A 19,382-nucleotide genomic window follows, 5' to 3' on the forward strand; every position below is an offset into this window, starting at 1 on the left:
GCGCGGGCCAGCGCGGGCGTACCCGGGCCCACGCAGGGGCGGCGGGCGGCGGGCGCGGGCCCGTGCAGGGGTCGGTGGGTGGCGGGTGCAGGCAAGCGCGGGCGTCGGTAATGGCGGGCGCGGCCCCACGCTGGGTGGTGGCGGCCGCGGGCAAGTGCGCGGGCCCCCGCGGGCGTCGGTGGGTGGCGGGCGGGGGCGAGTGCGGGCTTACGCCGGAGTGGGCGGCGGCGCGGGCCTACGTGGGAGTGGGTGGCGGCGCGGGCCTACGCGGGAGTGGGTGGCGGGCGCGGGCTGACGCGGGGCCGGGTAGGTCGGAGCTTGGGCAGGCGAGGGTCTGTGCCGGGCGGGGGATCATGTGGGTGGTTCAGGGGGGAAGGGGAAGTGAATGCAGTTGCGTGACGTCCGGCTTGGTGATGTCGATGCGTACGTGAGGATGCGGTGTGATCCGGTGATGATGGCCGAACTGGGCGGTCCGCTGCCACGGGAAGGTATGGAGGACAAGGTCCGGCGTGATGTCGAGAGGGCGGCGGGGGATCGCGACTGGATCAAGATGATCGTCCCTGACCCGGCGGCGCCTGAGGTCGTGGCGGGAACGGTGACCGTGTGGTCTCACGATGCGGAGGACGGGCCCGTGTCGGAGATCGGATGGATGGTCCTGCCGGAGTTCCAGGGGCGTGGACTGGCCAAGAGTGCGGTCCGCAGTGTGCTCGAACGGGCGAGGGACGAGGGCCGCTGGGGGCTCGTGCATGCGTTTCCGGCGCGGAGTAACGGTCCTTCGAACGGTATTTGTCGATCTCTCGGTTTTCGGTTCATCGGCGAATGCGAGGTGACGTTCGCTGAGCGGGTTCTGCGTACCAACCACTGGGTCGTCGACACCGGTACTGCCCTCGCACGGGCACGAGGGTGAGCGAGGGCTACTGAGGGGCCTCGGTCAGGGGCGGGTGGCCGGGTGGAGGGTCGGGGTCGGGGTGGGGGAGGTAGGGGTGGGGGGAGTGGGTGGGGTGCGGGGGGAGGTGCGGGTTTGGGTGAGGGCGGCGCCGGCGAGGACGATGAGGGCGCCGAGGGGGGTGTTCCAGGTGAGGTGTTCGTCGAGGAGGGCGACGCCGGCGGTGGTGGCGATGACGGGGATGAAGTAGGTGACCATGGAGGCCGTGGTGGGGCCGACCTCGGCGACGACGCCGTACTGGAGGAGCATCGCGTAGCCGGTGCCGAGGGCGCCGAGGGCGATGACGGCGAGGAGGGGGAGCACCTCGACGGACTTGGGGAGGGACGTGAAGAAGGGGGTGATCGCGGCGAGTTGGAGGGTGGCGAGGCCCACCTGGGAGGTGGCGAGGGAGAGGTGGGAGGCGCCGGTGCCGCCGAGGGTGCGGCGGACGTAGATCCAGCCGACGGCGTAGCTGAAGGAGGCGAGGAGGGCGAGGGCGGTGCCGGTCACGTCGAGGCCGGAGAAGCCCTGCCAGGCGCCCAGCACGGTGAGGACTCCCATGAAGCCGATGCCCAGGCCGGCGGCCCGGACCCGGGTGGGGCGGTCCTCGGAGAGGGCGACGAGGGAGAGGAGCATGCCCCAGAGGGGCGTCGTCGCGTTGCAGATGCCCGCGAGGGTCGAGGGGATGGTCAGCTCGGCGTACGCGAAGAGGGAGAACGGCAGGGCGTTGAGGAGCAGGGCCGCGACGGCGAGGTGACCCCAGGTGCGGGCGCCCCGGGGAAGGCGGTCGCGCTTCACGACGAGGGCGACGGCGAGGACGACCGTACCGAAGAGGAGCCGGCCGAAGGTGACCTGGAACGGGGCGAAGCCCTCCGTACCGACCTTGATGAACAGGAAGCTGAAGCCCCAGATGAGTGCGAGCGCGCCGAAGCGGACGCGCCAGTCGAGCAGGCGTGAGGTGTGGGCGGTGGCCGGGGTTGCGGGGCTCATGCAGTCAGGGTGACGGGCCCCACCTCTTAGGACAAGCGAGAATTCCTCGACCCCTTCGCTTAGGATCGCTTACATGTTGAACCTGGAGCGCCTGCGCACCCTCGACGCCGTCGCCCGGCACGGTTCGGTCAGCGGCGCGGCCGACGGGCTGCACGTCACGACCTCGGCCGTCTCCCAGCAGCTGTCCAAGCTGGAGCGCGAGGTCGGCCAGCAGCTGCTCGCCAAGAACGGCCGGGGCGTGCGGCTCACGGACGCCGGACTGCTGCTGGCCGAGCACGCCGCCCGCATCCTGTCCCAGGTCCAGATGGCCCAGGCCGACATCGAGGCCCAGCGGGGGCAGGTGGTCGGCGAGGTGCGCGCCGCGGCCTTCCCCACGGCGGCCCGGGGACTGTTCCCCGCCGCGCTCGCCGCCCTGCGCGAAGGCCACCCCGAGCTCCGGGTGCGTACGGCGGAGCTGGAGCCCGAGCAGGGGGTGCGCGCGGTGCTGCGCGGCGACGCGGACCTCGCCCTCGTCCTGGACTGGAGCAACAAGCGGGCGCCCGTGCCCGGCGGCCTTGAGCGTGCCCACCTCCTCGACGACTCCGCCGACGTGGCCCTGCCCGCCGGGCATCGGCTGGCCGGCCGCGAGGCGGTGGACCTGGAGGACTTCGCCGACGAGGAGTGGGTGTCCTGGCCCGAGGGCGAGTTCTGTCACGACTGGCTGATGTTCACCCTGCGCTCGCAGGGCATCGAGCCGCGCATCGGACACCTCGCGGGGGAGCACCACACGCAGCTGGCCCTCGTGGCGGCCGGGCTCGGCGTGTGCGTCACGCCCCGGCTCGGGCGTCCGGTGCCGGAAGGGGTCGTCTTCGTGCCCGTACGGCAGCAGGTTCGGCGGCACATCTACGCGACCTGGCGCGCCGACGCGGGCCGCCGGCCTTCCGTACGGGCGGTCGTCGCGGCGCTGAGTGCGGCGGCGGAGCCCCTGGGGAGCTAAGGGCCTTGGGTGCCCGACCCGACCCGACCCGCCCTGACCTGACCTGACCTGACCTGACCTGACCTGACCCGACCCGAACCGACCCGGGCCGGGCCGGGCCGCCCCGGACCGACCCCGGCTCGCGGCCGTCCGGCGTGGGGTGTCCGGTCGGTCAGAGGTCGGCGAGTTTGCGGAAGTCCCAGGAGGCGAGGGCGTCCGGGGTGAGGCGGAGCCAGGCGTGCCGGCCGTCGTGGGGCATGGCGTCCAGGCCGAAGTTCTTGGCGGCGAAGAGCTGTTCGGGGACGTCGAGTTCGGGGCACGGTTCGCCGGTGCGCGGGGACTCGCCGACGAAGACGGCGGTGCCCGAGAGTTCGACCCCGCGGAGGTCGCCGTAGTCCTCGCCGTCGTCGACCACGACGGCGATCCTCGGATCGGCGCGCAGTTCCGCCCAGCGGCGGCTGCGGGTCAGCGAGTACAGCCACAGAGAGGTCCCGTCCCAGGCGAACCAGAGTGCGCTGACGTGCGGCCGGCCGTCGGAGGAGACGGTCGCGACCCGGCAGGTGCGCTGTTCGGCGAGGAAGGAGTCGAGCTCGGCCGGGGTCATCATGATCCGGCGTCCACGGCGCTGTGCGACGGTCATCGTCCGCACCCTTCTGGATTTCTGATGAGACGTCAGAAAGCATGGAGGGCCATCCGCGCGCGTGCAAGGGGAGACCATGGGTCAGAGTTCGGCAGAACGGCTCGGGGAACGGCTCCGCCCGGACGGCGGCGTCGTCCTGCTCACCGTCGAGTGCCAGCAGGGGGTGGTCGGTCCGGACAGCGCGCTGCCCGAACTGGCCGCCGCCGCCCGCAGATCGGGCGCGCTGCGGAACGTCGCCCGGCTGGTCGCCGCGGCGCACCGGGCGGACGTCCAGGTGCTGCACGCCGTCGCCGAGCGGCGCCCCGACGGCCGGGGGGCCAACACCAACGCCCGGCTGTTCCGGGCCGCGGGCCGGCTGCCCGTGCAGCAGCACAGCGGCAGTACGGCGGTACGGATCGCCGCGCCGATCGAGGTCGCCGACGAGGACCTCGTGGTCCGGCGTCTGCACGGACTCTCGCCGCTCGCGGGCACCGACGTCGACGCGCTGCTCCGCAACCTCGGCTGCCGGACGCTGATCGTCACCGGCGTCTCGGCCAACGTGGCCGTGCCCAACGCGGTCTTCGACGCCGTGAACCTCGGCTACACGGTGGTCGTGCCCGGGGACGCCATCGCGGGGGTGCCGGCCGACTACACCCCCGCGATGATCCGTCACACCCTCGCCCTCGTCGCCACGATCACCACGACCGACGAGGTGCTGGACTGCTGGAAGGCTCCCCGCGGTCCGGGGCGGACCGGAGGTGCCGTCAGCCGAGGCTGATCTCCTCGCCCACCACCTGGATCGGCGTCGGGGGCAGCGGGGCGGACGCCGGGCCGGACTTCACGCTGCCGTCGGACACGTCGAAGTGGCTCTGGTGGCACGGGCAGACGATGACGCCGTCCTTGACGCTGCTCACGGCGCAGCCCTGATGGGTGCACTTCGAGGAGAAGGCCTTGAACTCGCCGGCCTTCGGCTGGGTGATCACCAGCCCCTGGTCGGCGAGCACCTTCCCGCCGCCCACCGGGATGTCGCCGGTGCGGGCGAGCGTGGCGCCTTCCGCTGCCGTGTTCTTGTCGTCCGAGCCGCCGCCGCAGGCGGCGAGCGCCGCCACCAGGCCCGCGCTGCCCGCCGCCGCGACCACCGTCCGGCGTGCCACTCCACTCATGTACTGCCCCTCTTCCCTCGGTGCACTGCTGTCCGTCATGACGGTACGTCTGTGACCTGTGTCCCGTTCACAGGATGGCGTCTTCGGGCGCCTTACAGTTCCCAGTAGAGTGTCGGAACTTGGACATCCTTCGATGAAAGTGTCCAGCTCCGGCGAACCCGGGGCCCGACACCGCCGGGACGGGGGCCACACACATGCCGACGCACTCGGTCAGCGCCCACCACGTACGGGCCGCACTCCTCGGCGCGGAGCGGCGCGGGGTGGCCGTGGCGTCGCTGCTCGCCCGCGCCGGACTGCCCTCCACCCTCGCAGACGAACCCCGCGCGCGCGTGACGGCCGAACAGTTCGGACAGCTCGTCAGGATGCTGTGGGCCACGCTCGATGACGAGTTGATCGGTTTCGGCGGCGCGCCCAGCAAGGTGGGGACCTTCGCGATGATGGCCCACGTCGCGGTCCACGGCAGCCGGGACCTGCGCGAGGCGCTCCGGCGCTGCCAGGCCTTCTACTCCCTCTTCCCCGCCGGACCGCGCTTCCGCCTCGTGGAGCCCGCGGCGGGGGAGGCCGGCGAACCCGACGAGGCCCGCATGGAGTTCGACGTCTCCGCGTACGACGATCCGCTCCACTTCGGCGCCGAGTCCACCGTGCTCGTCGCGCACCGCTTCGCCGGCTGGCTCATCCGCCGCCGGATCGGCCTGCGGCGGGTCGAGTTCGCCCACCCCGAACCCCGTCACGCCGGGGAGTACGCCCTCCTGTTCGGCGCGCCCCGGGTGTTCGGCGCCGGGCGCACCGCCGCAGTCTTCGACCGGGCGGACCTCGACGAGCCGGTCCTCCGCGACGCGGCGGCGCTCAAGGTCTTCCTCCGCCGCGCCCCGGTCGACGTGCTCGTCTGCGCCGACTACGGCAGTACGGCCACGGGCCGCGTGCGGCACCTGATCGGGAGGGCCCTGCCCGCCGGGCCGGTGCCGACGCCCGAACAACTCGCCGACCGGCTGTCCGTCAGCCCGCAGACCCTCCGCCGCCAACTGGCCGCCGAGGGGACCACGTACCAGCGGCTCCGCGACCAGGTGCGGCGTGATCACGCCATCGCCGAATTGGCCGGCGGCCGCGTCTCCATCGAGCGGCTCTCCCGCCAGCTCGGGTTCTCCGAACCCAGCGCCTTCCACCGGGCGTTCCGGCGCTGGACGGGCGAGACGCCCCGGGCGTACCGGACGAGGTCCCGGGGGGCCGCGGCGGACGTCGGCGGTCGCGGTCAACAACCGTGAGCGGTACGGTCACGGCCGCCGTCCGTGCCCCGTCCTACCGTCCCGCCATGACCGAAATCGACCGGTCCGGCGCCGCGAGGCCCCCGGACCCCACGCCCCGCCGGTGAACGCGCGCCGGGTGGCCGGTGTCGTCCTCGGGGTCGGTGTGCTGCTCAGTCTCGTCGCGGGTGTGGCGGTGACCGCGCTCGGTGTCAGGGTCGAGGGCACGAGCATGGCACCCACCCTCCAGCAAGGGGACCGGATCCTCGTCGCGCCGGGGTCGGCGGGCGAGGCCCGCCGGTTCGACGTGGTGCTGCTGCGGGCCACCGGGAGGGACGCGCTGCTGGTGAAGCGGGTGATCGGGCTGCCGGGTGACCGGGTCGCCGTCGTGTCCACGCCGGAGGAGCCGTTCCAGGTGCTCCTTCAGGAGGGCGGGCGGGGGCCCGTATACCGGGTGGTGGCGCCCCAGTGGACGGCCCAGGCCCGCCGTACGGGTGCCTGCTGCGCACCTGACGGCAAGCGGTCGGCGCGGCCCGGGATGCGGACCGTGCCCGAGGGCGCGTTCTTCTACCTGGGGGACAACCCCGACCTGTCGGACGACTCGCGGAGGTACGGCTGGGGTGACATCGGCCGGGTGGAGGGGAGGGTCGGGCTGCGGGCCTTCCCGGTCACGTCGGCGCGCGACGTCGGCAACCGGCCGGTCCTTGAGGCGTACGGGGGGCCGGGTCCGTAGGCGCTGGCGGGGGGCCTTCGTGTGGCCGGGTCCGTGGGCGCTACCTGGGGGGGCCTTCGTGTGGCCGGGTCCGTAGGCGCTGCCGGAGCCCTTCACGTGGCCGTAGACGCTACCCGGGGATCTTCTCCTGGCCGGTGCTCAGGGCGACCCGGACCACGGTGTCCGCGATGCGGCGGGCCGACGCCTCGGGGGAGGGGCCGGCCTGCACGATGTGGCTGGCGGTCAGCCGGACCGCGGCGTCCACGGCCAGTTCGCGGGCCACCGGGTCGACGGTCGGCCAGGCCTCCGTGACGTACGCGTCGGCCATCGCCGTCGCCGTCTCGAATGCGGCGGCGGAGCGGGTGGTGAGGTAGGGGAGGAGTCCGTCCTCGCCCGCGCTGGTCAGCATGGCCTTGATCAGCGGGTTGCGGCCGGCCAGCGTGAGCGTGAAGCCGACGGCCGCCTCGACGGCCGCGTGGAGGTCGTCCCGGTGGGCGTCCAGGCCCTGTTGGATGCCGACGAGGCAGCGTTCCAGTTCGCGCTGGAAGAGGGCCTCGCCGACGGCCTCCTTGGACGGGAACTCCGAGTACAGCGTCTGGCGGCTGACGCCGACCGCGCCGGCCAGGTGCGCCATGCGCAGCTTGTCGAACCCGCGGTCCGCGACCGCCTCGTACGCGGCGTCCAGCAGGCGCTCGCGCAGCAGTGTCCGAACCGTCTCCCTGAACCGTGGCATCGGCCAAGCCTAGTCCAGCGCAATTCTCCCCAGGATTGTCCGAAGTATTGACACTCCTTCCAAGAGTGTCCAATTCTCGAACAGGCAGCCGCGAAGTGTCATTCGACCGGTGCGGCACGAAGGTTGGAGATCCCATGCAGAACGAGACCAGAGGTGTCACCCGCTGGCGCAGATCGGCGTTCCTGGCCGTGCCCGCGACCGCGGCCGTCGCGGCGATGGCCACGGCGATGGTCCAGGGCGCGCTCGCCGCGAACCTCTCCCTGACGAGCGTCCCCTTCACCCTCAGCTCGAAGACCGTGGCCGCGCCCCAGGGCATCGGCGCCGTCATGCACACCATCGACGCCGGCGGGGCCAAGGGCGCCGCCGAGGTCGGCATCGCCAAGGCCGGTCTCGACGGCATCTGCGTCCACGCCGTCCAGTCCGTCAACCTCCCGGTGATCGGCAGCCTCGGCACGTGGTCGCTGAACATCTCCTCGCCCGCCGCGGCCACCCCGCTCACCAGCGACCAGCTCGTCGGCGGTGCCGGACTCCAGGCCAACAAGCTGGTCCTGGACGCCCAGTCGCTCAAGGCCGCCACAGCCACGCTCAACGCGAGCGACGCCACCCCGAACACCATCGGCGCCGCGGCCGACGGCGCCGCGATCAAGGGCACCGGCATCAACGACGGCACCCCGGGCCAGTTCGGCCTGGACGCCACCGGTGGCCGCACGGACATCAAGAACCTCAACGCCGACGCCAACGGCGCCACGATCTCCGGCGCGATCACCCTGCCCGACCTCGCGATCGGCATCACCCACGGCGACAAGGCCTGCTGACCCGGACGCGACCGCACCGCCCGAACGGGTCGGGGCCCCGCGCATCCCGTACCGCGCGGGGCTCCGGCCTCCCCCCCCTCGACCCACCGCTGTGAGGCCTTCATGACCACCGATCCGCCCCCCGGACAGGCAGGGCCGACGGTGTCGGCCGAGCCCGCCGAGCTCGCCGAACCGTCCCGGGAACCCGACCGGGGCAGGGCGCACCGCGCACGCCGCGCGTTCCGCAGCTGGCGCCGCACCCGGCCCTTCTGGGCGGCCCTCTGGACCGGGACCGGCGGTTTCGTCGTCTTCTTCCTGCCGATGGCGCCGCTCGGCAAGATCCTCCAGGTCGGCGTCGGCGGGATCGCCGGCATGGCCGGCGGCGTCGTCATCATGGCGATGGCCCTGCTCGTCCTGCTGCTGCCGAGCCAGCGCCACACCGCCGGCGTCATCGCCGTGATCGCGGGAGTCGCCTCCTTCCCGCTGTCCAACCTCGGCGGCCTGTTCGTCGGCATGGTCCTCTCCGTCCTCGGCGGCTCGATGGCGTTCGCCTGGCTGCCCGAGAAGCCCGCCAGGAGGCACGGCGGCCTGCTGCGCCGCAGCCGCGGGCCGGCCGCCGGAACGCCCGTACCCCCCGCGTCCGTTGGGAGCGGATCCGTATGACACGCATGACAGACCGCCTCGGCCCGTCCCTCGCCCGCGTACGCGCCGCCGGCCCCCGTGCCGTCTCCGACTGGAACGCCAGGATGCTCGCCGAGGCCACCGACGGCACCCGGCGGGGCACCCGCTGGGGTCGCGGCGCGCTGGCCTTCGTCCCGTCGGTGATCGCCGTCGGCGCGCTCGGCACGGCGCTGGCTCAGGGCGCGCTCGCCGCCAACTTCAGCGTCACAGGACAGCCCTTCACCCTGACGTCCAACGGCGTCGCGGGCACCGGCTTCGGAGCCGTCGTCAACACCCCGGCCGTGGGCCGCCCGGACGGCACGTCGACCACCAACACGGCCATGGCGCGGGTCGGTTTCGCGAGCGCCGGGCTCGCCGGACTGTGCGGCATCGTGCACCAGACGATCGCCGGAGTGCCGTACTCGCTGCTCCTGACGGGCGGCCAGACGGTGACCGCCACCCCGCCGGGGACCTTCACCACCGACATCGACGCGTCGAACCTCTACATCCAGGCGACCGAACTCCAGGCGTACGGCCCCACCACGCTCCAGAACGCGGTCATCGGCCAGTCCGCCGACCAGGTCACCGTGGCCGGCAAGCCGCTCACCGGCGCCCTGCCCGGCGGGTTCGGCCTCGGCTCGGCCGGCGGCGAGGGCGGCAGCTCCATCAAGCTGCACGGCCTCAACGCCACCGCCTACGACGCCGAGATGGCCGGGGCGCTCGTCCTGCCCGACCTGAGGATCAGGGTCGTCGCGGGATCGGCCACCGCATGCTGAGCCGGGCGAAGGCGGCGCACCGCTGGTTCCGCGCCTTCCGCCGCACCCGGCCGTTCTGGGGCGGGGTGTGGCTGGTCGCGGGCGGCTGGACCGTCCTCAAGTTCTCCCTCAGCTCCCTGCAGCTGATCGTCAGCACGGGGTTCGGGGGAGTGGCCGGCTACCTGGTCGGCGGCGGGATGATCCTCTGTGGGCTCGTCCCGCTCGCGCTGCCCGCCCAGCGGTACACCTTCGGGCTGATCGGCGCGGTCCTCGCGGTCGTCTCGCTGGTCGTCTCCAACCTCGGCGGATTCCTCCTCGGCATGGCGCTCGGAGTCCTCGGCGGTTCGATGATGGTGGGCTGGGGCGCCAAGCGCCCGCGCCGGGCACGCGAGGCGGTGGAGGGATGACGCGCCGGACCCGCCGGAAGGCCCTCGCGGTGCCGGCCGCCCTGCTGCTCGCGGTCGTCACCGCCGTCTGGTCGGGCCAGCCGAGCAGCGCCTCGGGGCCGACCGCCGCGCCCGAACCGCTGGGCGTGCCCTTCCTGCCCTCGCCGGACGCCCTGCACGTCACCATCTCCAGCATGGTCGCCGTCTCCATGACCGTGGACAAGAACGTCACCATCCGCCTCTCCGACGGCACGACGCGGACGACGACCCAGTACACCTTCACCAAGCTCAAGATCCGTTCGCACATGAACGTCACCCAGCGGGCGGCCGGCCACACCGTCACCATCGACGTGCCCCAGGAGGGCTCCCTCGGCGGATACGACAGCGCAGGGAACCCCGAGACGACCACCATGTGGGGGAACATCACCAACGTCTGCGTCCGGGTGCTCGTCAAGATCTGCGGGGTGCAGGGCCTGCTCGACTTCTTCGGCTCCTTCATCCCCCTCACCGCCGGGGCCGAGGACTTCGTCGGCGACATCTACGCCATCCGCACGGTCGACGACCACGCCGCCCTGAACTCCACCGACAACCCCGTCCACCTCCCCGGGACCATCACGGTGACCACCCCATGAGCCCCGACCACCGCCCCGTCGAGGGGCGCACCCACTGGCGCCGCTCCCTGGCCGTCGCCGTGCCCGCGCTCGCCGCCGCCGGCGGCATCGGCTCCGCGATGGCCGGCGGAGCGCTGGCCGTCGGCCTCCGGATCCAGGACCGGCCCGTCGACTTCACCACCAGCAGCCTGTACGGAACCCAGTACGGCGCCGCGGTCGTCGACCAGACCGTCGTACGGCCCGACGGGTCCACCGCGACCCAACGGGTGCTCCGCATGGGCTTCGCCGACGGCATGCTCAACGGCCTCTGCCTCAGCCAGCGGCAGCAGATCGCGGGAGCCACGTACACGCTGCTGCTGACCCTCGGCGACGACAACCCCGGTTCCTGGGAGATCAGGACGAAGAACACCGTCCTCGACCTGCGCAGCGCCACCGGCGTCCTCGACATGGACGGCGTCGTCGACCTGAACGTCAACGGTGCCGACGTGAAGACCGTCAAGGACGCCACCGGCGCGTACGTCGTCAACCCCCTGGACAGCCCGCAGCACCGCTTCGGCATCCAGGCGCGCTACGCCAAGTTCGACGCGATCGCCGGCACCGCGCAGGACTTCCAGATCCCGGGCCTCCTCACCGCACCCGGACTCAGGCTCTCCGTCCGGCCCGGGGTCGTGGCCTGCCCCGCTCCGGCCCAGCCGACGGGGACTCCGGGGACCCCGTGACCCCGTCGGCGCGGGGGCGGGAGAGCACGCCCGGCCACCACGCCCGCGGGCCGAGGTCGCGCACGAGCGCCGGGACCACGAGCGAGCGGACCACCAGCGTGTCGAGCAGGACCCCGAAGGCGACGATGAACGCGATCTGTACGAGGAAGGCCAGCGGGATCACACCGAGCGCGGCGAACGTCGCGGCCAGCACCACACCCGCGGAGGTGATCACGCCGCCGGTCGCGGTCAGGCCGATCCGGACGCCCTCGCGGACCCCGTGGCGCAGCGACTCCTCCCGGACCCGCGACATCAGGAAGATGTTGTAGTCGACCCCGAGCGCGACCAGGAAGACGAAGCCGTACAGCGGCACGGACGCGTCGGTGCCGGTGAAGCCGAGGACGTGCTCGAAGACGAGTGCCGAGACGCCCAGGGTGGCGGCGAAGTTGAGCGCCACCGTCGCCACGAGGAGCAGGGGCAGCACCACGGAGCGCAGCAGCGCCATCAGGATCAGCAGGATGATCGCCAGGACCACCGGCACGATCAGCGCGCGGTCTCGTGCCGCCGTGCGCTGGGTGTCGTACTGCTGCGCGGTGGAGCCGCCCACCAGTGCGTGCGCCTCCGGGACCGCGTGGACGGCCGTACGGAGCCGGGCGAGGGTCTCCCTGGCCGCGTCGCTGTCGGACGCGGCGGTCAGCGTGGCGTCGACGCGCACCCGGCCGTCGACCACGAGCGGCGCCGCGGGCGCCGGGCGGCCCGCAGCGTCCACCGGGTAGGCCGAGTCGACGCCGTCCACACCCTCCGCCGCGGCGGCCACCCGGGCGGCCGCCGGGGCGTCGGCGATGATCACCGCCGGGTTGCCCGCGCCGCCGGGGAAGTGGCGGCCGAGGGTCTCCTGCGCCGTGACCGACGGCGCGTCGTTCACGAAGATCTCGTCCAGGGGCACGCCGCGGGAGTCCAGGGCGGGCGCGTAGGCGGCGCAGGCCATCAGGCCCGCGACGGAGATCGCCCACACCTTGCGGGGCGCCCGGTCGACGAGGGCGGCGACGCGCTCCCAGACGGCATGACCGCCCTTGGCGGGGGTCGGGGCGTCGGTGCTGGTGTCGGCAGCCACGCCGGTGGCGCCAGTGGTGTCAGCGGTGCCGGTGGTGTCAGCGGTGCCGGTGGTGCCGGTCGTGCTGGTGTCTGCGGGCCGCTGCTTCGGGCGGGCCGGCCAGTACGCGGCGCGGCCCGTGAGAACCAGGGCCGCCGGCAGGAAGGTGAGGGTGCTCAGCACCGCGCAGACGATGCCGATCGCGCCCACCGGGCCGAGCGCCCGGTTGTTGGCCAGGTCGCTCGCGAGGAGGGCGATCAGGGCCAGGGCCACGGTGGCGGCGCTGGCGACGACGGGTTCGAAGGAGCGGCGCAGCGCCTTCGCCATCGCGGCGAAGCGGTCCGCGCCGGGGGCGGCGAGCTCCTCGCGGTAGCGGGCCGCCAGGAGCAGGGCGTAGTCGGTGGCCGCGCCGATCACCAGGATGGACAGGATGCCCTGCACCTGGCCGTCGACCCTGACCAGGCCGGCGTCGGCGAGCACGTACACGATCGCGCACGCCAGACCCAGCGCGAACACCGCCCCCAGGATGATCATCACCGGCAGCAGGACGCTGCGGTAGACGACCAGCAGGATGAGCAGCACCGCGACCAGCGCGACGCCGAGCAGGAGTCCGTCGATGCCGGCGAACGCGCCGGACAGGTCGGCCTGGGTGGCCGCGGGTCCCGCGAGCCCCACCGTCGTCCCCGGCACCGAGGCCGCCGCGGCGCGGACCGCGTCCAGCGTGACCGGCAGCTCGTCGCCGAGATCGGACCGGAGCGGGACGACGGCCCGCAGTGCCCGGCCGTCCTCAGACGCCAGCGCGGGGGAGGGCGGCCCGGCGACGCCCGGACGTCCGGCGAGGGCGGCGACGGAGCGGGTCGCCTGCTCCGTCGACCCGGGGGCGAGCGCTCCGCCGTCCCGCGCGGTCCACACCACGATCGCGGGCACCGTCTCGGAGGTGCGGAACGCCTTCTGCTCCTCGACGACCCGGGTGGACTCGGCGCTGCGGGGCAGGAAGGCGGCCTGGTCGTTGGTGGACACCTCGCCGAGCCGGCCGGCGAACGGGCCGAGCACGCCGCCCACGACGAGCCAGACGGCGAGGAGTGCCAGGGGCAGGAGGAGGCGGGTCCGGCGCGGGGCGCGGGGCATGGGAACTCCGAACTGTGTCTCGATCATTAACTATCTCAATGATTGAGAGAAATTTGTACCACGCCGGTTTCCCGACGGTCGTACGGGGACATCACTCCTTCGGACGCAAGCGCCCGTTCGGATGCGGCCGGTTCAGCGACGCGGAACGCGCAGGGCGCCGAGCTCCTCGTTCAGGGTGTTCAGGAAGCGCAGGGCCACCGCGAGTTCCTCGCCGTCGAACCGCTCCCGCGTCCGCTCCGCCGCCTCCGCGAGCGGCATGAAGTAGCGCCGCGCCGCGGCCTTCGCCCCCTCCTCGTACCGCACGTGGACCACCCGCCGGTCGGCGCTCTCCCGCGACCTGCGGATGTGCCCGGCCTTCTCCAGCCGGTCGAGACACGCCGTCACCGCGCCCGACGTCAGGCCGAGATGCTCCCGGAGCCGACCCGGCGTCAGCGGCTCTGGACTGTCCAGGACCACGGCCAGTGCCTGAACGTCCGTGGGATGCAGCCCCTGCGCCTGGGCGAAACCGTGCACCAGGCGGTTGATCTCGCCCTGCGTCCGGCGCAGCGCGACGGCGAAGCTCTGCAGGTCACCCGTCACGCCCCCGGGGGCGGCGGTAGCGTCTCGGTCTTCTTCGCTGGGCACACGTCCAGCCTATAGACGTCGTTCCCGCGCATCCGTCCCGGCCGCGGACGGAGAAGAATCGTCATGGCACCGCCCGGCGCGGGGCCGCCGAGAACTCCAGGGACGGAACGGAGCACATCCCATGACGACGCGACCCGGAGGGCTCTGCCTGGTGACCGGTGCCGGCGGCTACATCGGCGGACGCCTGGTGCCCGAGCTGCTCGGCGCCGGACACCGCGTCCGCTGCCTCGCCCGCACCCCCGCCCACCTGCGGGACCACCCGTGGGCCGACCGGGTCGACGTGGTGCGGGGCGACGTGACCGACGCGGCGAGCCTGCGCCCCGCGTTCCGCGACGTGGAGGTGGCCTACTACCTGGTGCACTCCCTGGGAGCGGGGGCCGGGTTCGAGGAGACCGACCGGCTCGCGGCCCGGACCTTCGCCGAGGAGGCCCGCGCGGCAGGCGTGCGCCGCATCGTGTACCTCGGCGGCCTCACGCCCGCAGGCGTCCCCGAGCGGGAACTCTCCCCGCACCTGCGCTCACGGGCCGAGGTCGGGCGGATCCTCCTGGAATCCGGCGTCCCGACGACCGTGCTGCGGGCCGCCGTCGTCATCGGATCGGGCTCCGCCTCCTTCGAGATGCTCCGGTACCTCACCGAACGGCTTCCCGTGATGGTGACGCCGAGCTGGGTCGGCACCCGCGTCCAGCCCATCGCCGTGCGCGACGTGCTGCGCTACCTGGTGGGCAGCGCCCGCATGCCACAGGACGTCAGCAGGGCGTTCGACATCGGGGGCCCGGACGTCCTCACGTACCGGGAGATGATGACCAGGTACGCGCAGGTCGCCGGACTGCCCCGGCGGATCATCGTGCCCGTCCCGATGCTCACCCCGCGTCTCTCCAGCCAGTGGATCGGACTCGTCACCCCCGTGCCCGCCGCACTGGCCCGCCCGCTCGCCGAGTCCCTGCGGGTCGAGGTCGTGTGTGCCGAGCACGACATCACCGATTACGTCCCCGACACGCCCGGCACGCCCGTGCCCTTCGACCGTGCCCTCACCCTCGCCCTCCAGCGGGTCAGGGAGGCCGGAGTCACGACCCGCTGGTCCTCCGCCTCGCTGCCGGGTGCCCCCAGCGACCCCCTGCCCACCGACCCCGACTGGGCGGGCGGCAGCCTCTACACGGACGAGCGGGAACGGACCGTCGAGGCCGGACCACGGGAACTGTGGCAGGTCATCGAGGGCATCGGCGGCGAGAACGGCTGGTACTCCTTCCCGCTGGCCTGGGCCGTACGCGGCTGGTTCGACCGGCTCTCCGGGGGAGTGGGGCTGCGCCGGGGCCGACGGGACGCCCAGCGGCTCCGGGTCGGCGACGCCCTCGACTTCTGGCGGGTCGAGGAGATCGAACGGGGCACCCTGCTCCGGCTCCGCGCCGAGATGCGCCTCCCCGGGCTCGCCTGGCTGGAGATGCGCGCCGAACCCGACGGCACGGGCCGCACCCGCTACCGCCAGCGCGCCCTCTTCCACCCCCGGGGCCTCGCGGGACAGCTGTACTGGTGGAGCGTCGCGCCCTTCCACGCCGTCGTCTTCGGCGGCATGGCGAGGAAGATCGCACGGACCGCCGAGCGGGCCGCGGAGCAGCGCGCGGAGCAGGGCACGGAGAGCGGGACGGTGTCGGGTGTGGAGAAGGGCGCGGTACCGGGTGCGGAGAAGGGCGCCGCATCGGGCGGGGAGGAGGGCCCGGGCCTGTCCGGCGGGTGACGGGCGTCCGCCGCCGGGGACTCGTGGGCTGCCGCATCCGAGGGACGGCCGGGACCGGAAGGGGAGTGCAGCAGACCAGCACTCACAGCACGTCAGCACACCAGCCCACCGGATGCGCGCGCGCCCCCCGAGGCCCGCCCGGTGGCCGATCGCCGGGAGTGGCGCCATGACCGTCTCCGTCGTCCTGTTCACGTCCGACCTGCGCGTGCACGACCACGCACCCCTGCGCGCCGCCGTGGAGGCGGCCGACGAGGTCGTGCCGCTGTTCGTACGGGACCCCGCGGTGGACCGGGCGGGGTTCGCGGCGCCCAACCGTCTCGCCTTCCTCGCGGACTGCCTGGCCGATCTCGACGCCTGCCTGAAGGAGCGCGGGGGCCGACTCCTCGTCCGCGGTGGCGACACCGTCACCGAGGTGTGCGCCGTGGTGCGGCGGGCGGAGGCCGACGAGGTCCACATGGCCGCGGGGCACTCGGCGTTCGCGCGGGGCCGGGAGCGGCGGTTGAGGCGGGCGCTGGAGTCCGCCGGGTGCCGCCTGTACGTGCACGACGCCGTGACCACCGTCGTACCGCCCGGCGACGTCACCCCGCAGGGCTCGGACCACTACGCCGTCTTCACCCCGTACCTCAGGCGCTGGTCGGCGGAACCGCTCAGGGCTCCCCTCGCTGCCCCGCGGGAGGTACGGGTGCCGGGCGGGCTGCGCTCCGAGGAGCTGCCGACGCGCGCCTCGGTGGCGGACGTGTCCGAAGGCCTCGCCACGGGAGGGGAGACGGAGGGACGCCGGAGGCTCGGGGCCTGGCTGTCCCGGCACGCCGACTCCTACGAGACGGGCCACGACGACCTCGCGGGCGACGCGACCTCGCGCCTCTCGCCGTACCTCCACTTCGGCGCGGTCTCGGCGACCGAGGCCGTCCACCGGGCGCGGGCCCGCGGCGGGGCGGGTGCCGAAGCCTTCGTACGGCAGCTGTGCTGGCGGGACTTCCACCAGCAGGTCCTCGCCGCACGCCCGGAGGCTGCCGTCGAGGACTACCGGCCGCGGCACGACCACTGGCGGCACGGCGCACAGGCGGACGCGGACCTGCGGGCGTGGCGGGAGGGCCGGACGGGATACCCCGTGGTGGACGCGGCCCTCCGCCAACTCGCCCACGAGGGCTGGATGCACAACCGGGGCCGGCTGCTCGCCGCCTCCTTCCTCGTGAAGACGCTCTACGTCGACTGGCGCGAGGGAGCCCGCCACTTCCTGGCCCTCCTCGTGGACGGCGACGTCGCCAACAACCAGCTCAACTGGCAGTGGGTCGCCGGCACGGGCACCGACACCCGCCCCCACCGCGTCCTCAACCCCGTCCTCCAGGGCCGCCGTTACGACCCCGACGGCGCCTACGTCCGCCGCTGGGTCCCCGAGCTCGCCGAACTGCCCGGCGCCTCGATCCACGAACCCTGGCGGCTGAAGGGCCTGGACCGCGCCTCGTACGACTACCCCGACCCGATCGTGGACCTCGCCGACGGCCTCGCCCGCTTCCGGCAGGCGCGCGGCCGGGACTGAGCTCCCCGGCCGCGCGCGGGGCCGGACCGACGTCGTCCCGGAGATACGACGCACGAACGATGCGACTTGAGGCCCCGTCTCTCCGGCCGGACGCTGGACGGGCCGGGAGCACCGAGCTCCGGGCGGAGGAGAAGCCGCCATGACCACGACCACGTACCCGCTCGCCCGTCCGGTCTCCCCGACGGCGTCCCCGCAGGTCTCCGCGTCCCCGCAGGTCTCCGCGTCCCCGCACGTCTCCCCGTCCCACCACGTCCTCCCCGCCCTTCGCACGGCCCCGTTCCCGCTCGCCGGCCCGGCCGCCCACGACACGGCACGGCACGAGGTCGACACGGCACGGCGGGCGGTCGACACGGCAGGGCACGCGGTCGACACGGCAGGGCAGGCGGTCGGCACGCTGTCGGACGAGGAGATCGGCCGGGGGCTCGTCCGGGGCGACGAACAGTGCCTCGCCCTCGCCCATCGGCGCTGGAGCCGGCTCGTCCACACCCTCGCGGCCCGCGTCCTCGGCGACGCGCGCGAGGCCGAGGACGTCACCCAGCAGGTCTTCCTCTCCGCCTGGCGGGGACGCGCCGGGTACCGGCCCGAACGCGGACCCGTGCCCGCCTGGCTGGTCGGCATCGCCCGGCGCAAGACCGCCGACGCCCTCACCGCACGGACGCGCAGGCTCGACCTCGTCGCCGCGGCGGGCGCGGCCCTGCAGACGGCCGTCACCGCGCAGGGGGACCCCGAGCGCGTCCTCGACCGGATCGTCGTCACCCGAGAACTGGCGCGCCTCCCGCGCGACCAGCGCGACGTGCTGACCCTCGCGTTCTTCGGCGACCTGACCCAGGTGCAGATCGCCCACCGCACGGGCCTGCCCCTGGGCACGGTCAAGAGCCACGCGCGCCGGGGCCTCCAGCGCATGCGACGAGGCCTGGCCGCAGAGGGATGAGCACAGCGGGAGCGGTACCCGCCGCCGTGCGCGTACGGGCAACCCGTACGCGCACGCGTGCCTTTCGCTGTCTCCGTACGCGCGCGTGCTCGTCGCGGGCCTCCCCGCGCACGCGTGCCGCCCACCGCCCTGCCCGCGCGCATGTCCGTCTCCGTACCCGTACGCGTGCCCCTGTCCGTATCCGATGTCGCGCGAGTAGCCCGGGGCCCGTATCTGACGGACCGTGCGACCTGGCAGACTGCGCCTCCCAGGCTCGACTCCCCGGGTGCGAGGGGACCGCCACGGCGGGGAGCGGTGAAGCGACGGATGGAGGCCTTCATGGTGCAGCGGCGCGGTGACGCGGCCGGCACGGCCCGTACGAGCGGGGACCACCCCCGGCCGTCCGGACGCCGGGCGACCGGGACGGGCGCGCGATGACGGGGTGCCGGACCCGCCGGGCCGAGGCGGGCAGCCTCGTCGTCCGCAGCGCGCCCCAGGCGCCCGCCGCGGCCGTCCTGCTGCTGCACGGAGGCCGCGCCGACGGCCCGGAGCCGCCGCCGGCGCTCAATTTCCCCGCGCTGCGCATGCGCCCCTTCGTCGCCGCGGTGACACGTGCCGTGCGGGGCAGGGACGTCCTGGTCGCCGAGGTGCGGTACGGCCACCGGGGCTGGAACGGCGACCGCGCCGACGCCGCCAGGGACGCCGAGGCCGCCCTCGCCCGGCTGCGCGAGGAGGCGGGTCCGGTGCCCGTGGTCCTCGTGGGGCACTCCATGGGCGGGCGCGCCGCGCTCAGGACCGCCGGCGACCCGGCCGTCCGCGGCGTCGTCGCCCTCGCGCCCTGGTGCCCCACCGGCGAACCGGTCGACCACCTCGGCGGCCGCCGGCTCTACCTGCTCCACGACGAGGCCGACCGCGTCACCTCCGCCCGTGAGTCCTGGGACTTCGTGCGCAGGGCACGGGCGGCCGGTGCGGACGCGGCGGGCATCCCGATGCCGACGGGAGGCCACGCCATGCTCCGCGGCGCCGGTCTCTGGCACCGCCGCGCGGCCGAACTCACCGCCGCGCTGCTCTCCCACGGCTGAGGCCGCCGGCCCCGGCGCGGCACCCGGCCGA

At 74.0% G+C, this 19,382-nt stretch carries 21 protein-coding genes; 15 read left to right on the forward strand and 6 right to left on the reverse strand.

Going from position 1 to position 19,382, the window contains the following annotated elements; all coding sequences use genetic code 11:
• Positions 1–385 precede the first annotated feature (385 nt).
• The gene (locus tag MRBLMG1_RS29700; protein WP_367827241.1) at positions 386–907 is read left to right on the forward strand and encodes a GNAT family N-acetyltransferase; all 522 of its coding nucleotides are present in this window, start codon (positions 386–388) and stop codon (positions 905–907) included.
• A 24-nt stretch (positions 908–931) separates the two neighbouring features.
• Here MRBLMG1_RS29700 and MRBLMG1_RS29705 read toward each other — a convergent pair whose 3' ends face one another.
• On the reverse strand, positions 932–1,915 hold the full coding sequence (locus MRBLMG1_RS29705; RefSeq protein ID WP_367827242.1) for a DMT family transporter: 984 nt from the start codon (positions 1,913–1,915) through the stop codon (positions 932–934).
• A 73-nt stretch (positions 1,916–1,988) separates the two neighbouring features.
• On the opposite strand from MRBLMG1_RS29705, the gene MRBLMG1_RS29710 reads away from it, so the two are divergent.
• The gene (locus tag MRBLMG1_RS29710) at positions 1,989–2,891 is read left to right on the forward strand and encodes a LysR family transcriptional regulator (RefSeq protein ID WP_367827243.1); all 903 of its coding nucleotides are present in this window, start codon (positions 1,989–1,991) and stop codon (positions 2,889–2,891) included.
• 151 nt (positions 2,892–3,042) lie between these two features.
• Here the strand turns inward: MRBLMG1_RS29710 and MRBLMG1_RS29715 are convergent, their stop codons facing one another.
• The gene (locus tag MRBLMG1_RS29715; RefSeq protein WP_367827244.1) at positions 3,043–3,510 is read right to left on the reverse strand and encodes a pyridoxamine 5'-phosphate oxidase family protein; all 468 of its coding nucleotides are present in this window, start codon (positions 3,508–3,510) and stop codon (positions 3,043–3,045) included.
• Positions 3,511–3,586: 76 nt separating this feature from the next.
• On the opposite strand from MRBLMG1_RS29715, the gene MRBLMG1_RS29720 reads away from it, so the two are divergent.
• Positions 3,587–4,267 carry a cysteine hydrolase gene (locus tag MRBLMG1_RS29720; RefSeq protein WP_367827245.1) on the forward strand — a complete coding sequence of 227 codons (681 nt, stop codon included), beginning with the start codon at positions 3,587–3,589 and terminating at the stop codon, positions 4,265–4,267.
• On the opposite strand, the gene MRBLMG1_RS29725 is transcribed toward MRBLMG1_RS29720, so the two are convergent.
• Entirely contained in the window at positions 4,254–4,652 is a 399-nt protein-coding gene (locus tag MRBLMG1_RS29725; RefSeq protein WP_367827246.1) for a Rieske (2Fe-2S) protein, read from the reverse strand. The genes MRBLMG1_RS29720 and MRBLMG1_RS29725 overlap by 14 nt on opposite strands.
• A 194-nt stretch (positions 4,653–4,846) precedes the next feature.
• On the opposite strand from MRBLMG1_RS29725, the gene MRBLMG1_RS29730 reads away from it, so the two are divergent.
• Together MRBLMG1_RS29730 and lepB are read left to right on the forward strand one after the other, a co-directional pair.
• Positions 4,847–5,914, forward strand: coding sequence for an AraC family transcriptional regulator (locus MRBLMG1_RS29730; protein WP_367827247.1), 1,068 nt, complete (start codon positions 4,847–4,849; stop codon positions 5,912–5,914).
• A 103-nt stretch (positions 5,915–6,017) separates the two neighbouring features.
• Positions 6,018–6,626 carry a signal peptidase I gene (gene lepB, locus MRBLMG1_RS29735; RefSeq protein ID WP_367827248.1) on the forward strand — a complete coding sequence of 203 codons (609 nt, stop codon included), beginning with the start codon at positions 6,018–6,020 and terminating at the stop codon, positions 6,624–6,626.
• A 109-nt stretch (positions 6,627–6,735) separates the two neighbouring features.
• Here lepB and MRBLMG1_RS29740 read toward each other — a convergent pair whose 3' ends face one another.
• Complete coding sequence (locus tag MRBLMG1_RS29740; RefSeq protein ID WP_367827249.1) at positions 6,736–7,338, reverse strand: TetR family transcriptional regulator; 603 nt, start codon at positions 7,336–7,338, stop codon at positions 6,736–6,738.
• Positions 7,339–7,472: 134 nt separating this feature from the next.
• On the opposite strand from MRBLMG1_RS29740, the gene MRBLMG1_RS29745 reads away from it, so the two are divergent.
• The 6 genes from MRBLMG1_RS29745 (at position 7,473) to MRBLMG1_RS29770 (ending at position 11,263) form a co-directional block, all read left to right on the forward strand.
• A complete protein-coding gene (locus MRBLMG1_RS29745; protein ID WP_367827250.1) occupies positions 7,473–8,153 on the forward strand; it encodes a DUF6230 family protein in 681 nt (226 codons plus the stop codon).
• A 102-nt stretch (positions 8,154–8,255) separates the two neighbouring features.
• Entirely contained in the window at positions 8,256–8,795 is a 540-nt protein-coding gene (locus MRBLMG1_RS29750; RefSeq protein ID WP_367827251.1) for a DUF6114 domain-containing protein, read from the forward strand.
• Positions 8,792–9,568 (forward strand): DUF6230 family protein, encoded by a 777-nt coding sequence (locus tag MRBLMG1_RS29755; protein WP_367827252.1) that lies wholly within the window; start codon positions 8,792–8,794, stop codon positions 9,566–9,568. Before MRBLMG1_RS29750 ends, MRBLMG1_RS29755 begins: the two co-directional genes overlap by 4 nt.
• Positions 9,562–9,954, forward strand: coding sequence for a DUF6114 domain-containing protein (locus MRBLMG1_RS29760; protein WP_367827253.1), 393 nt, complete (start codon positions 9,562–9,564; stop codon positions 9,952–9,954). The genes MRBLMG1_RS29755 and MRBLMG1_RS29760 overlap by 7 nt, the downstream gene beginning before the upstream one ends.
• Positions 9,951–10,565, forward strand: a complete 615-nt coding sequence (locus MRBLMG1_RS29765) for a hypothetical protein (RefSeq protein WP_367827254.1) — start codon at positions 9,951–9,953, stop codon at positions 10,563–10,565. Before MRBLMG1_RS29760 ends, MRBLMG1_RS29765 begins: the two co-directional genes overlap by 4 nt.
• On the forward strand, positions 10,562–11,263 hold the full coding sequence (locus MRBLMG1_RS29770; protein ID WP_367827255.1) for a DUF6230 family protein: 702 nt from the start codon (positions 10,562–10,564) through the stop codon (positions 11,261–11,263). The genes MRBLMG1_RS29765 and MRBLMG1_RS29770 overlap by 4 nt, the downstream gene beginning before the upstream one ends.
• Here MRBLMG1_RS29770 and MRBLMG1_RS29775 read toward each other — a convergent pair.
• The gene (locus MRBLMG1_RS29775) at positions 11,187–13,463 is read right to left on the reverse strand and encodes an MMPL family transporter (RefSeq protein WP_414721678.1); all 2,277 of its coding nucleotides are present in this window, start codon (positions 13,461–13,463) and stop codon (positions 11,187–11,189) included. The genes MRBLMG1_RS29770 and MRBLMG1_RS29775 overlap by 77 nt on opposite strands.
• A 132-nt stretch (positions 13,464–13,595) precedes the next feature.
• Positions 13,596–14,087 carry a MarR family winged helix-turn-helix transcriptional regulator gene (locus MRBLMG1_RS29780; protein WP_367827257.1) on the reverse strand — a complete coding sequence of 164 codons (492 nt, stop codon included), beginning with the start codon at positions 14,085–14,087 and terminating at the stop codon, positions 13,596–13,598.
• 121 nt (positions 14,088–14,208) lie between these two features.
• On the opposite strand from MRBLMG1_RS29780, the gene MRBLMG1_RS29785 reads away from it, so the two are divergent.
• The 4 genes from MRBLMG1_RS29785 to MRBLMG1_RS29800 all read left to right on the forward strand — a co-directional run bounded on the left by MRBLMG1_RS29785 (position 14,209) and on the right by MRBLMG1_RS29800 (position 19,351).
• Positions 14,209–15,819, forward strand: a complete 1,611-nt coding sequence (locus MRBLMG1_RS29785) for an SDR family oxidoreductase (protein WP_367827258.1) — start codon at positions 14,209–14,211, stop codon at positions 15,817–15,819.
• Positions 15,820–15,985: 166 nt separating this feature from the next.
• Positions 15,986–17,359 carry a cryptochrome/photolyase family protein gene (locus MRBLMG1_RS29790; protein WP_367827259.1) on the forward strand — a complete coding sequence of 458 codons (1,374 nt, stop codon included), beginning with the start codon at positions 15,986–15,988 and terminating at the stop codon, positions 17,357–17,359.
• A 394-nt stretch (positions 17,360–17,753) separates the two neighbouring features.
• Positions 17,754–18,290, forward strand: coding sequence for a sigma-70 family RNA polymerase sigma factor (locus MRBLMG1_RS29795; protein WP_367827280.1), 537 nt, complete (start codon positions 17,754–17,756; stop codon positions 18,288–18,290).
• 413 nt (positions 18,291–18,703) lie between these two features.
• Complete coding sequence (locus MRBLMG1_RS29800) at positions 18,704–19,351, forward strand: alpha/beta fold hydrolase (RefSeq protein WP_367827260.1); 648 nt, start codon at positions 18,704–18,706, stop codon at positions 19,349–19,351.
• Positions 19,352–19,382: the final 31 nt, after the last annotated feature.

Origin of the sequence: Streptomyces sp. LMG1-1-1.1, from assembly GCF_040815545.1 — a bacterium.
In the GTDB taxonomy this organism is placed as follows: Bacteria; Actinomycetota; Actinomycetes; order Streptomycetales; family Streptomycetaceae; genus Streptomyces.

Coding starts and splice junctions, on each gene's coding strand:
- MRBLMG1_RS29705 (WP_367827242.1), bottom strand. CDS start 1,915: ATGAGCCCCGCAACCCCGGCCACCGCCCACACCTCACGCCTGCTCGAC.
- MRBLMG1_RS29775 (WP_414721678.1), bottom strand. CDS start 13,463: ATGCCCCGCGCCCCGCGCCGGACCCGCCTCCTCCTGCCCCTGGCACTC.
- MRBLMG1_RS29800 (WP_367827260.1), top strand. CDS start 18,704: ATGACGGGGTGCCGGACCCGCCGGGCCGAGGCGGGCAGCCTCGTCGTC.
- MRBLMG1_RS29790 (WP_367827259.1), top strand. CDS start 15,986: ATGACCGTCTCCGTCGTCCTGTTCACGTCCGACCTGCGCGTGCACGAC.
- MRBLMG1_RS29700 (WP_367827241.1), top strand. CDS start 386: ATGCAGTTGCGTGACGTCCGGCTTGGTGATGTCGATGCGTACGTGAGG.
- MRBLMG1_RS29730 (WP_367827247.1), top strand. CDS start 4,847: ATGCCGACGCACTCGGTCAGCGCCCACCACGTACGGGCCGCACTCCTC.
- MRBLMG1_RS29755 (WP_367827252.1), top strand. CDS start 8,792: ATGACACGCATGACAGACCGCCTCGGCCCGTCCCTCGCCCGCGTACGC.
- MRBLMG1_RS29760 (WP_367827253.1), top strand. CDS start 9,562: ATGCTGAGCCGGGCGAAGGCGGCGCACCGCTGGTTCCGCGCCTTCCGC.
- MRBLMG1_RS29785 (WP_367827258.1), top strand. CDS start 14,209: ATGACGACGCGACCCGGAGGGCTCTGCCTGGTGACCGGTGCCGGCGGC.
- MRBLMG1_RS29740 (WP_367827249.1), bottom strand. CDS start 7,338: ATGCCACGGTTCAGGGAGACGGTTCGGACACTGCTGCGCGAGCGCCTG.
- MRBLMG1_RS29750 (WP_367827251.1), top strand. CDS start 8,256: ATGACCACCGATCCGCCCCCCGGACAGGCAGGGCCGACGGTGTCGGCC.
- MRBLMG1_RS29720 (WP_367827245.1), top strand. CDS start 3,587: ATGGGTCAGAGTTCGGCAGAACGGCTCGGGGAACGGCTCCGCCCGGAC.
- MRBLMG1_RS29710 (WP_367827243.1), top strand. CDS start 1,989: ATGTTGAACCTGGAGCGCCTGCGCACCCTCGACGCCGTCGCCCGGCAC.
- MRBLMG1_RS29765 (WP_367827254.1), top strand. CDS start 9,951: ATGACGCGCCGGACCCGCCGGAAGGCCCTCGCGGTGCCGGCCGCCCTG.
- MRBLMG1_RS29715 (WP_367827244.1), bottom strand. CDS start 3,510: ATGACCGTCGCACAGCGCCGTGGACGCCGGATCATGATGACCCCGGCC.
- MRBLMG1_RS29745 (WP_367827250.1), top strand. CDS start 7,473: ATGCAGAACGAGACCAGAGGTGTCACCCGCTGGCGCAGATCGGCGTTC.
- MRBLMG1_RS29725 (WP_367827246.1), bottom strand. CDS start 4,652: ATGAGTGGAGTGGCACGCCGGACGGTGGTCGCGGCGGCGGGCAGCGCG.
- MRBLMG1_RS29770 (WP_367827255.1), top strand. CDS start 10,562: ATGAGCCCCGACCACCGCCCCGTCGAGGGGCGCACCCACTGGCGCCGC.